Genomic DNA, 12626 nt, shown 5'->3' on the forward strand with positions numbered 1-12626 from the left:
TGGCAACTATCGAAAATTGCCCCATCTCCAGAGTTTGTCACAAAAACTTAACTGTATTTTATTGAGGTGCGCTGATAAGATATGGCACTTTTTTCTTCTGGATTCCATCCATGTCTATACGCAAAACCTTCGCGCCTTTTGCCTTTTTTGGCCTCATGCTGCTGGCAGCCATGCAATCAGCTCAGGCTGTGGAGCAACTTGCTCCGGGCTTTAGCAAGATTCCCAAAGGCAGCACTGTACTCATCATGCCCAGTGACATAGAACTGTATTCACTAAGTGCAGGTGGCGTTCCTGAACCCAAGGCCGACTGGACTGAAGCGGCTACCAGGTATTTTGCCAAGGCCCTGATAGAGAAAAAGAATAAATTTGGCTTAAATACTGTCACCCTCAATGCACAGGATGCAGACGCCACAGCCGAGGTCAACGCCTTGCATGGCGCAGTTGCGCAGGCGATCAACCTGCACCACTTCAGCTCCTCCTCGTTATACTTGCCGACCAAGGCAGGTGCGCTTGACTGGTCATTGGGAGATTCTGTACAAGTCCTGCGCGAAAAAACCCAGGCAGACTATGCAATATTTACCTGGGTCAGGGATAGCTATGCCAGCGCCGAGCGCAAGGCTGCCATGATCGCCATGGCCATTTTTGGCGTAGGCCTGACAGGTGGCATGCAAGTCGGCTATGCCTCGCTGGTTGATCTGCGCACTGGCCGGATACTCTGGTTCAATAAATTGATCAGCGGTTCAGGCGACATGCGCGAACTGGATAAGGCCAGAAACACCGTGGACAACTTGCTCGACAAGTTCCCGGTGAAACCATGAAATACCGCAAGGGTCAACACCTGCTCTGTATTGCCCTGGGCTTGAGTCTGGGTCTGAGCAGTATCACCGCCAGCGCCCAGGCTTTGTATCAGGTGCCTGGCCGTTTCTTACGTCCAGAGATCAGCACTGACGAAGGTGGCCTGTGGTCTATGATGGACAGGGAAGAAACCAAATTGCGCCGCAGCCCCTTTGTCTTGAAAGACAAAGAGTTTACGCAATATGTGCAAGCCCTGACCTGCAAGCTGGCGCCAGAACATTGCCCGGATATCCGGGTGCACATCGTCAGGAATCATTATTTCAACGCCAACATGGCGCCAAATGGCATGATGCAAGTCTGGTCTGGCCTGATGCTGCGTGCAGACAATGAGGCGCAACTGGCTTCTGTATTGGGACATGAGATAGGCCATTACCTTGAGCGGCATACCTTGTCCAATTTGCGCGACATCAAGAGCCGCGCCGCCTTTGGGCAGTTCCTCGGTTTGTTTGGTTTGATTGGTGCACTCGGCCAGGTCGGTTTGCTTGCCGGGCAATTTTCGTTTTCGCGGGAGCATGAAAGCGATGCCGACAGGATAGGTATCGTACTGCTGCATAACGCTCACTATGATACGACTGAAGCTGCAAAAATCTGGGAAAACCTGCGTGAAGAGAGCAAGGCAGGTCCGCTGGGTGACCCGGCTAAAAACAGTCCCATGTTTGCCACTCACCCTCCCATCCACGAGCGCAAGGAAAAGCTGGAGCAATATGCAGCGCTGCTCAATACCCAGGGCAGCAATAACCAGCAAGAATGGCTGGAGCGTACCGCACCATTCCTGCATGACTGGCTGGTCGATGAAATCAAACGTGGCAGCTATGCCGAATCCCTGGTCCTGTTTGAGCGTCTGTCAGGGCGTCAAGTGAAACAGGCCGAATACCTGTGGGCCAAGGCTGAAATACTGCGTTTGCGCAATCAGGACAAGGATGCTGACCTGGCACTGACTCAGTATCAGGCAGCCATCGCAGCAGGCAATGAACCTGCCGAAACACACCGTGGCATGGGTTTGATCTGGCGTCAAAAAGGCAATAAAGACCAGGCAAAACTATGCTTTGAACAATACCTGCAAAGTGCACCCGAAGCGGGCGATGCACTCATGATCAAAAGTTATATTGAGGATTTGAATACATGAATTTTTTTAAGAAACTCTCAGTCCTGGGCCTGGTGCTGGCATTAAGTGCCTGCGTCACCACAACCAAAGTAGAGTCAGGCACGCGCCTGATTGGCGACAAACTCAATCTGACGCTGGAAGGTGCCTGGAACCAGGTCAGTGCCAGTGGCATGAATGGTCCACACCGCGATACCTGGACCATGGAAGGTTTGCCGGTAGATAAACTGCTGGTGTATTCAGGCCTGCGGGATGGCGAGCCTGTGCACCCGCCAGAAGAATCGAACAAGGATAAAAAAGTATTCGCATTTAAACCAGGCATGCAAAATGAACAGATCATTGCCTTGTTTGAAGGTGCGCTGACACGCGACAGTTCTACCTTCAAATTACTGAAAATGGAGCCCAGCCAGTTTGGCGGCACCAAAGGTTTTCATTTTGAATTCAGCCTCTTGCGCAAGCTTGATAATCTCGAAATCCTTGGCAGCGCAGATGTCTCTGTCGTCAACGGGCAACTGTATGCGATTATGTACCAGGCACCAAAACTGGTGTTTTACCCACGCCATATAGAGCGTGTGAAGCGCATCGTACAAAGCGCAAGGATAGGTTAACTCACTGAAGTAAGCTAATAAAGCCGGCGACGCCGGCTTTATTTTTACCCCTGCCTGACGCAAGCAATCAGCTGCCATCCGCCTTTGCTGGCTTGTCACCAGTACCGCGCACATTGATTTTGACTATGCTTTGCAAGAAATCAAACCAGAAAGGTGCCCCCAGGCTGACGGCAAATGCGGTGACCAGGCAACCCAGTAGCGCCATGCCGCAAGGGAAGCTGGCAAAGAAACTTTGAAAGCCAAACATGGCGAGTACATCAGCAGTGATGGCCGGGGTTGTCGTTGCGCCTTTTTCTATGGCGGCTGCCGCAGCCGCGGCAGCCTGGTCCCTAAGCACAGGGCTGACCCACAAGGCGCTGCCAACGGCAAAGGCATCGAGCTTCATGCCCACGGCCAGTATTGCCCCCAGGCCCAGACTCAGGTAACTGGCATAGCGCTTGTAACGGCCAGACAGGCGGTCCATGGATTCATCAAACCAGGTGGCCACTTCCTGCTCCACCTTGGTGACATCACCCTGGGCACGGCTGACGGCGAGTTGCAGCACGCTTTTCAGATTCCCGGCTGGTAAATTATCCACGGCAATATCAAGGCGGTTGAAAGCATCTTTGGAAGCATCCCCTGCACCACCCAGCACATGGATAGTGGCCGCAGCAAAACTGGTCGATGAAATATAAGAAAGCTTGCCATCGAGCGGTGATACCCGCGGATGATTGACGATGGCCTGTATGACAGGGTCAAGATTCTTTTTTTGCTCCAGCAATTCATCAATGCCAGAAGAGAGCGTATTGGCCCTGAGCTTCAAGACCGTGGCAATGAATTCCTGCAATGCGGTCACGAACAGCGATACCGCAAGAAAAAACAGGGCGATACCGATGGCCGTTTCCAATACCTGGCTACCAAACATGATGAATCCTTTTCTCGATGTTGCCAACGGAGCTGTACAACAAGCTTGCTTAATAAGTTTGCCTAACAAGTTTGCTTAACAAATTTGATTAATGCAGACCTTGCATTGCTCCTGCGTTTTGTTATTCAAATTAAATTCATTTGGGTAAATTCACTTGGGATTGAGCAATTTTGAGTCCCGCGTTGCAGCCTGCACCACCTTGACTACCTTGTCTGCGGCCTTGCTGCTCGCTATTCCTATCACCACTTTGTAAGCCTGCCGCGCCAACCAGCCTGCACTATCGACATGGGCGGCCACCCGCAGCAAATTGTCTGCTCTCGCCTCTATCTGGTCTTCAAGACTGCCTGGGTCAAACTTGCCCGGTATCTCGGGCGATAGCTGCTCAACGAGGGCAGAACCGTACAAGGGGATGATGGGAATCTCAAACTTGCCGCTGTTGGGCGGAGTCTCTACTGCCGGAGGTTTAAGCGCATTGAAAACGGCATTGACGGGCTCCAGCGTAAACCAGGATTTTAAAAAAGCCTGGCAATTCCTGCGGCCCAGCATGTAGTCATGTTCACGGTATTGCCGCGAGAAAAAACCAAGGAAAGCCGCCAGACCGGATGAGGCAATCGCATCGCCACCTGTCAGTGGATCGCCTCTCGCATTCTTGCGGCTAGGCGTGATCAAAAAGCGGCTGAAGTCACTGCCATCAGTAAAAGCAGCCAGGTCTGCTGAATTGAAACGGTTATTCTGGATCAGGCAATTAATGGTGGGGAACAGGATGCTCGCCAAATCGGCCTTGGGCAAGGCAGCAAAATTGGGCACATCGGTAAATGGGTCTATCAGCACGATGGCACGGTTGACCGTGCTGCCACTGGTTTCGCGGGTTGGTGCTATACCTGCCAGCACATCATGCGCGAGGCCTATCGGTGCATTGTCGGTGCAACCGCCATCGAGAGAAACAAAGGCATACTTGCTGCCTGCATCACTATCGGGCTGTACAAACAGTGACCATTCCGGCACCAGCCATTGCGGGCTGTAAACGCCCTGCCCGCTATTCGGCAAGATGTAGCGGTAAGCATAATGCCCGGCTGGCCTGGCGATCTGCACAGCAGGCAAACCCACAGGAAAAGCCGCCGTACCCAGCGCATAACTAGACATGCCAGACCAGGCCAGCATGTCCTGAGCCTGATTACCAACCTCAAAACTATCTGGCGCCAGCGTATATTGTGGTGTTGGCAGTGCCCCCTGGATATCAATGGCGAAGCGCACAAAATCAGCGTGATTGACAAAGTATTCGGCGCGGCCAGTCTGGCCGGAAAACATCTGCTTGTAAGGGATACCCGCGACATTGGTATAAGTCAGTATCACCGGCAAAGGGTTGGCCACATATTGCCGCGCTGCAGCCAGCCCGCTGTCAAATGAAATGCCACTGGCAGCCGCTGCAGCAAGCGGTTTGCCAGACAATAATGAGGTGATCGTCGTTGCGCCATCAAGATCATCGGTCGCCAGCAAACCGTTTATATCGATGGCATTGACCCATATCTGATAGAACGGATTCTTTGCCCTCAACTCAGGCGCGGTCTGTACACTCGCCGGCGGATAGACATAACTGAGTGCACGTGACAGCAGCACGGCATTAACACCACCGCCAGAAGTACCAGTGACCGCCCTGATCAAGACTTTGTGGCGTGGCACGGTTGGCGCACCGGGGTTGTCTTTGTCATCTTGTGCAATCGCCGCAGCCCAGGCATCCAGTGCCTCGATCAGAAAATCCAGCACCCCGGCTGTATAACAACCGGCAGACACCGTGCCGCCGAGCACCAGGGCCAGCTCAAAGGTATGTGCAGCAGGCCCAGGCTGCGTCAGCGGGAATATCTTGTCAACGGCCACCTGTGGCGTAACTGGATAAGTTGCTTCAGACAAAATACACTCCTCAATGATAAGTGGCTGCATCATTAAATGACTTGCGCCCTCTCCCCAAAAAGCCCGGCATGGGGATGACAGCACGATGAGACATGCCCTGCTGTTGAGCACGGACATGTTCCACTTTAGCTGGCTGATTTTTCAGAGAGATGACATTTTTACAAACAAAGCGAAGATAACATTTGCTTACAAAAAAGTCACTTTATTCAAGATGAGTGTTGCGTGTATTCACACAAGCCTTGCACTGAGGGATGTGAATTGCTTGTCGATGGGGAGTGTCAAGACCATGGCTTTGCGATCTGCAGTCTGGTCGCCCGATCAGTCACTGCAGTCACTGATTATGCAACATCAGGCAAGCTGTCACTCCTGCTTTTCAGTACCGCCGCAAACACCTGCGCCAGCTCTGCTGCGTCTTCACCGGCATGGTGGGTATGCGGCAAGCCCTCAAGATTAAGCGCATATTTGATCTTGCCCTTGCGGCTTTCCACCCACTCACAACCTGTCAGGCCCATCCAGTAGCTGCGCAAATCCACACCTGAGCCGGTAGAGCCAAAGGGGCTCGCACCAATGTAACGCATGAAGTACCAATGCACATACATGCCATCCCATACTGCCGGTGCCGCCACAAACACTGGCCTGCCTATCTTGCGCAGAGAATTCACCCAGTCATAGGCAGCACGTATTGCCACTGCGGCCTCTGGTGCATGGTCTATCAAGTGCTGCCTGTCGAGGCCAGAGACAGCCAGTGCAGCGGGATCAAATTCATCAGAGATGGGTTTCAGTTCAGTATAAAAGCTCAGCTCAGGATGCCCGGCCACCGCCATACCCAGAGAGATCATGCTATACGGGCCGGGGATGGGCCCATCGGCCTCTACATCGACGGCAATAAAAATTGCTGGCAATTTTTCATTCACTGCTGTCATGCCTCGCTCCTTTTGTTTGTCTTTAGCGCCTCTACATGGTGGCTTATTGCAGTCTTTTCCAGCCCTCTTCGACTATCACCCAGGAAATATCTTCAGGATTAGCACTCGAGCCAGGGCGCATCTCCAGGCACGAAGCGATGAGCGCACTGTTACCGCGCCATAAACCAAAGCGGTTGCGCACGAGCATGCCCCAAAGAATGGCATGGTCTTTCAGTTCTGCGTATTTTGTCTTGCGCAAAGCTCGCCTGCTGTTGTCATCAAGCTTGGCCAGGAATTGGCCTACTGCTTGCCCGCAACTTGCAGGCCATGATGATGCATCGGGATAGGGGCGACAGGTCTTGTCATTGACATCATCAGTGCGCATGCACATGGCCGTTGCCGGCTTATAGCTGGGCCTGCCCGGCTCTGCCGTTGCGTCAAGTTGCGCCTGTGCAGCGCTGGATAAAAACACGGCTGCAATCACAGCCAGATGCATCTTGCCTGTTGTGGTTTTCATGTTTGTGTCTCCACAAAAAACTGGCGGCGCAGGCAGGTAAGCCGATTGCCGCACGGGCAAAGGACGCAAGGACAGCGCCCACTATAAGCAGTTTGAAATCCAGCTCAATGCTAAGCGACCTAAGCGACCACTCAGTGAAGCTTTTTCCAGATTTGCTGGATGATGATCATGGAAATATGGTCAGGGTGGCGATCACCGTCGTTATCAAGTGCCATACAAGAATCCGTCAGCGCCACATTGCCGCGCCACAGACCCGTGCTATTACGTATCCCCATACCCCATCCCATGTGAAACTGGATCAAGTTGTCATACGTTGAATCCCGAGTGCGCTGTTTGCTGGCTTCATCGAGCCTGGCCAATATGTTTGTCGCGGCCTGTTCACAGGTCGTTGGCCAGGTATCGGCATCCGCGTAGCGCTTGCATTGCTTGTCGTAGCCATTCTTGCCTGGTGTGGCGCAGGTAGCGGCTGCTACGCTGGCGCTGGCCGGATCTGCCGCATTCGCCACCGGAGCAGGCGCAGACTGCGCCCAAACCACATTGGCGCCCATCATGATGACAGCAGCAAAGCCAGAACAAATGCCTGCACGTGTAATGCTCATCAACTTCCCCTTCAAAATGGGCCAACTCAAAAATATTAAAAAATGTTAAAAGTACTAAACAAGCATCATACATGAAATAAAGGAAAGTACTTGCCTTTTGACAATCATTTTTCTTGCCATGGGCCATCGTCCCACCAGTTCTGCGCAAGGATGGTGGCCACGTCATAGCTGCCGTCGTTACCGTCCTGATAAACAGTGATGCCCAATTGAGTAGCCAGTTCCAGTCCGTAGGTTTTAAACGCGGCTTTCACGTCCTGCGAAACATTTCCTGGATAGACCGCAAAGCACACCAGTTGATCGCCTTCATCAATCGCCAGCAACTGCCGCGCCACTACTTTTCCCTGCTCATTACGGGCATACAAGAGCTGCTTGTTCACGTCAAGCAAACAGGCAATCGCAGAATAATCACACAAACCACCAATACCTAAACAACTGCCTGCATAAGTGCCCATCATGAGAACTTCAAAAGGATCATGTTCAAATGCCAGTGCCAAATCACCTTGTGCCGTTTGCACTTTGCATTGCAGCCCTGCCTGCCATGCCGCCTGCTGTGCACGCGGGTGTCTGGCATACCAAGCCTGATTAAGCGGGTGCTGGATATAATTCAATGCATTACCATCTCTGGCGTGGCCGAGAAATCGTCGCAATCCTTTGCGGTTATTACGACTAGAAAAATTATCCAGGCCCGCCAACAGGCGCAGGGCATGCCTGGCAGGTGCAGACGTATCACGCAAGTTGAAAGAAGCATCCATTTCTACCCAAAGTGCAGCAGTCAGAGCGCGTAAACGCAACGATGGCAATCTCGACAAACTCAGCCTGCAATGCCTGGCGATTTGCTGTGAAGATAAACTCAATACGCCTTCAAGGTATTCGCGCAAACGACGTGGCAAGGGGCTATCGAGGCCAGCTTCTTTACTCAAGTCCAGCATGCGCTGGCAAGCCACCAATGGCGGCATTGCATGCCAGTCCAGCGCAAACCAGTCCGTCTTAAGGAATTTTTTCATGAAGAGTTGCCGACGCTCGAAATGCAAACTGCCCAGCAGATTGCAAGTCTTAAAAAACCTGGCTGGCGCGGCCATCAAAGAAGTTCGCAAGAACGCCGGGGCCAGGTTTACGAAGGAATAACTGCCAGAAGTCAGCAAATTCATATTGTCTTCGCGACGGCATGCAAGTTCCAATTGCCGCCAGACGCTATCGTCAATGGCAATAATTTCTGCTCTTTTATCTATCGGCCAGGTCTCGACGATGTTCACAAAGCTATGGCCATAATCAATCTCAGCCTTAAACGGCGGCAAGCATAATTTATGCATGAGTGGCAAAAAATCCTGCACTGCTTGTGGCAAAGTCCGTGCATCATCCCAGCCGCCAATAAAGTGCCGCCACATCAGTGCCAGCTTGTTTTGCCTGTCGGCAGGCAGGCTGATCAGTACATCATGGCAGGCAGAAAACAGCGTCAGATACACTTGCCACTTGGCCTGCATTTTTTCTTTTTCATCTTCATCCATAAAACTGTAGAAGACATGAAGCCAGGTATCGGCAGCGGGCTCACTCAACTTTTCCCATTGGGTTTCACGCAGATAATGTGCGAGACCGGGAAATTTGGCGCAATAGTCCCACAAAGACACCCGGGACTTGATACCCACAGCTTTACAGGCTCTTGCTATCGCTTCTAATGGCACATCCTGACAATCGTGACTGGCCGTCAGCACATAGTCGCGCAATTCGCTGATATCACTCGCCTCATATAGCAGGCAACCTGTGAGGCTATATTCCACACTGACTTGCCTGGCGAGGTTGCGCAAAATATTGCAGAGGTAAAATTCAAAGCGTGCATCATCGTCCGACAAATCATGCAGACGCATGAGCTGGTCAGCAGTCATCTGTTGAGGCGACAAACTCCCCTGCGCTTCCCGCATCACTACAGTCAGGAAAATAGTTTGCCGGTTTTCTGGCAAGAGCAAAGTGAGTTGTGCGGCGTGAGTATTATCCGTACTCATGGCACACAGGCGCGCCAGTACGGCCAGTTTTTGCGAGCGTGCAATGTCATCTGCATGCTGGCCGCTGTGCTGATGCCATATTTGCAGCCAGGCCAGTTGCAAGTCTGCACTGCATGCACGCAATTGCCACAGTAAGCAACGGCGAAACGCTTCTGGCAAGACGGGCAATTCTTGTGCTGGCCTGTTCCAGTGATGCAAATACAGAGTGGCGCTGCTGGGTATAAGCCCGGCAGACAACGACATCACCTGTCCCTGCGCATCCAGCACGGGCAAGGCAATAAAATCATGACGTGCAAAGAAAGCATCGAGCAAACGTGCATCTGCCAGCCAGTCACACAAATCCAGTGCAGGCTGCGCAGGCTTTGGCGGCTGGTATTTGGTACCGCGAAAAGCACGCGGGTGAGCTGCGGTCGCCACCACTTTTTTGGCCACCCCGGTTTGCGGTAGCACAACCATGCTGGCATTGCCAGCATCAGGCACGGTCATCCAGAACACCCGCCAGAAAGCAGGCCAGACGCTGCGCAAGTCGCTGGCAGTTTGCAGGCTATGCCAGTCCGCCTGCAAGCTGGCCGACTGCGGAAACAAGCGCGCATCCAGTGCAGCGAGCTTCACCTGCCGCAATGCAGGCTGCACGACACCATCGACTTCATCACTGAGCAAGGCAACGATGCCCTGAGGCTGACGCAACAGGCTGATTAAAATGGATTTGACAGTTTGCAGGACAGGCGGCTGAACCGCTGCCCTGTCTTTGACAGGTTTGCTTGATGACATGTGAACAAAAAATAAAAATCCAGAGATGGCATGCACCCAAAAACAGGCATCACAGTGCGAACGCACATGCAAGCAGCCTGCTCAGGCACTTCCGGTATGAAACCAATCCTGCAAAGGGTGGCTTCAGATTTTCATTTTTTATTTCACATGTGGGGAATAAATGGTTTAACTGATAGTACGGATCGACAGCCAGAGTGGCTATCACGTTCATGCATTATAAATTATTTTTTGCAAATTAATCTACTACAGCTTGTACCTTGCCTCAGCAGTCTCAGCATTTAGTGCGGCTACAAGCACCTTCCGTTTTGATAAATTTCGAACCAACCCGTAGCATCAAGCTATACGTCTGTATCAAAGAGAATTGGATAAACATCCTTTGCCTGCTTCAATACTTCTGTAACTTCAACTTCCAGAGGAAGCCAGGATATCTGCCCTTTCAGCCTGAAGTCCCTATAGTACTGGGACCCATGATGGTTCGCCAACAAACGAACCCCCACCGGCCACTTCCATTTTTTCATGAGCTGCAAACGGAGCAATGAGAGTATTTTAGCTTCATCATTCACGTCCTCCAAAGATCGTAATGAGAATATGGATAGCAGGAATTGTGAACGTCTTGATTTAAGTGGCGTTTCTGCCATGGGATAACTCGGCCTGATCATGTCCCAATCCAAAAAACGTGAAGTAAGCCACGCCTGCGCTTGCTCACTCGTCGTGTTCTGTATCGCAGCTTCCAAAGCATTTCTTCTTTTTGAAAACATATCAACAGAACGAATACTTCGGTCATGGTCAGAATCGAAAAGAATTCCAAGATTCTTATGAACAGACTCAGACCAGGCAAGCAATCCTGCCTCCTTCAAATTTGCTTGAGGCAGTAAGAAAAATATTCCCAACTGATCAATATGCAGCCTTAACCGCTGCACAAAAGCCCCAAAGGTATCGTCACCATCTGGCAAAAGCACAGTTCTAAACCAGGCACGGGGAACGTCAGGTTCATGCGTACCAATAGTCAATTCATGATTTTCGCCGAACCAGCTACATCCCGCCAGAGTTTCAGGTACATAAGCTGGATCAATGGACAACTCTGCAAAAACCCGTCGAAATCCTGAGGCCACGGCAGAGCTGGCAATCACTTTTTCTGTCCATTCAAGCAGATCTTTTGTTTGATTGAATTGCATGCCCCAACTGTAGCCAGTGGGCGGAATCATCAGTATCAGCCGCAAATCAATGTCAGGCATTTTCACCCAAAATAACCGGACGCCGCCTGCATGACTTTTGTTTTGTATTAATTCATACCGGATCGAAAAATATGCCGATGCTGATATTTCAAACGCTTCTATATTCATTTATCCACTCAACAGGGCAACAAGTTAACAAGCAGATGCAGTACCCCGCATATCCCCACATGAATCATCCCACGAACTTTGCCAATAGCTAGGATATTTTTGCCGCATCGTCTGCAAAAACAAATACAGTTCTTCAATCACCTCAAAACGCGACAGCCCTGGCGGTGGCTTGGGCCCTCTGTTAAGTCGCTCAATAGCCCGCTTTTTATACACATGAGCGGCTAGTATGAATACTGACCCGCAAATCCTCCTCAGCCCAGTGAAGATGAGTCTTTTTCAAGTCACCAAATTGAATATCTTTAGTGAAAGCAGCAGCGGACACCTCATTTTTCTTTGCATGATCGGACAGGAATAGCGCGCACTCCAGGTCTGGTGTCGCCAGCCATGCATTGATGTTCACTATTGCACTTGTAACTTCACCGCGATCTCATCTATATAAATACCGAGTACAGAGCGACGCCCTTTGACCACAACCCGATCACCAGGAACAGGCTGGCGGCCAACGATGGTATGTTCCATGCAGATAGTGGCGGCAAACTCTGGAGCACCCACGCGCAGGGTTTGATCACACATGCCCAGCTTGGGTTTCAGGCGTCCTAAAGAACTTACGGTAGCTTCTACAACGACCGCCTCACTATTGAATGTCCAGCTGGCCAGGGCAGACAAGGCGATAGGGCTGCGTAATATGACGAAAGTCAATAAGCAAGCCATGAGAGGCAGTATGACGAATTGACGTAAGACTGGCGAGGGATAGCGATACGCCAAATTAGTCTGATGCGTGCGGTCATAGCACCCGTAAAGCAGAAAAGGAAACAACACCACCGCAACAATCCAGGGTAAAGAGGTGGCATAAAAATGCTCCCCGGCAAAGACAAAATTATCACTCAAATTAAACCCGTAGAGCAAACAGGCAAGACCCAGACACGACAGCGCGAGTAGGTACTTTTGCCTGCTGGTCATGGGCTTTCTGTCCATGAACTTGATTGACCATTCTTCACGCGGGCGGGCCAGTCTCTCTTCTGCAATTTTGCCGGCAACGATTACCTGTTCTTCCAGCAGACGGATTTTTTCTGCCTGCTGTTTTTTCAGCAGCTCAGTTGATGTTTCGTTTGTTTGCACT

11 protein-coding genes are annotated in these 12626 nt (G+C 51.3%); 3 read left to right on the forward strand and 8 right to left on the reverse strand.

Annotated features, from left to right (window positions below; translation table 11 throughout):
- Nucleotides 1-110 precede the first annotated feature (110 nt).
- The 3 genes from ACO0LL_RS26145 to ACO0LL_RS26155 are packed head-to-tail and all read left to right on the forward strand — an operon-like array spanning nt 111 to nt 2565.
- Nucleotides 111-818 (forward strand): hypothetical protein, encoded by a 708-nt coding sequence (locus tag ACO0LL_RS26145; protein ID WP_422953743.1) that lies wholly within the window; start codon nt 111-113, stop codon nt 816-818.
- Nucleotides 815-1981: a M48 family metalloprotease gene (locus ACO0LL_RS26150; RefSeq protein WP_422953744.1), complete on the forward strand. Its 1167-nt coding sequence runs from the start codon at nt 815-817 to the stop codon at nt 1979-1981. Before ACO0LL_RS26145 ends, ACO0LL_RS26150 begins: the two co-directional genes overlap by 4 nt.
- A complete protein-coding gene (locus ACO0LL_RS26155) occupies nt 1978-2565 on the forward strand; it encodes a hypothetical protein (protein WP_422953745.1) in 588 nt (195 codons plus the stop codon). The genes ACO0LL_RS26150 and ACO0LL_RS26155 overlap by 4 nt, the downstream gene beginning before the upstream one ends.
- 67 nt (nt 2566-2632) lie before the next feature.
- Here the strand turns inward: ACO0LL_RS26155 and ACO0LL_RS26160 are convergent, their stop codons facing one another.
- The 8 genes from ACO0LL_RS26160 to ACO0LL_RS26195 form a co-directional block, all read right to left on the reverse strand.
- Entirely contained in the window at nt 2633-3469 is an 837-nt protein-coding gene (locus tag ACO0LL_RS26160; RefSeq protein ID WP_422953746.1) for a hypothetical protein, read from the reverse strand.
- Between the two features lie 150 nt (nt 3470-3619).
- Nucleotides 3620-5377 carry a patatin-like phospholipase family protein gene (locus ACO0LL_RS26165; RefSeq protein WP_422953747.1) on the reverse strand — a complete coding sequence of 586 codons (1758 nt, stop codon included), beginning with the start codon at nt 5375-5377 and terminating at the stop codon, nt 3620-3622.
- A gap of 338 nt (nt 5378-5715) precedes the next feature.
- A complete protein-coding gene (locus tag ACO0LL_RS26170; protein ID WP_422953748.1) occupies nt 5716-6300 on the reverse strand; it encodes a hypothetical protein in 585 nt (194 codons plus the stop codon).
- Between the two features lie 43 nt (nt 6301-6343).
- Nucleotides 6344-6796: a DUF6794 domain-containing protein gene (locus ACO0LL_RS26175; RefSeq protein ID WP_422953749.1), complete on the reverse strand. Its 453-nt coding sequence runs from the start codon at nt 6794-6796 to the stop codon at nt 6344-6346.
- A 131-nt stretch (nt 6797-6927) separates the two neighbouring features.
- A complete protein-coding gene (locus ACO0LL_RS26180; RefSeq protein WP_422953750.1) occupies nt 6928-7395 on the reverse strand; it encodes a DUF6794 domain-containing protein in 468 nt (155 codons plus the stop codon).
- A gap of 104 nt (nt 7396-7499) precedes the next feature.
- Nucleotides 7500-10163: a hypothetical protein gene (locus ACO0LL_RS26185; protein ID WP_422953751.1), complete on the reverse strand. Its 2664-nt coding sequence runs from the start codon at nt 10161-10163 to the stop codon at nt 7500-7502.
- 338 nt (nt 10164-10501) lie between these two features.
- Entirely contained in the window at nt 10502-11506 is a 1005-nt protein-coding gene (locus ACO0LL_RS26190) for a hypothetical protein (protein ID WP_422953752.1), read from the reverse strand.
- Nucleotides 11507-11905: 399 nt separating this feature from the next.
- Entirely contained in the window at nt 11906-12625 is a 720-nt protein-coding gene (locus tag ACO0LL_RS26195) for a hypothetical protein (protein WP_422953753.1), read from the reverse strand.
- Nucleotide 12626: the final 1 nt, after the last annotated feature.

Source organism: Undibacterium sp. TC4M20W, from assembly GCF_049340245.1.
Classification (GTDB): domain Bacteria; phylum Pseudomonadota; class Gammaproteobacteria; order Burkholderiales; family Burkholderiaceae_D; genus Undibacterium.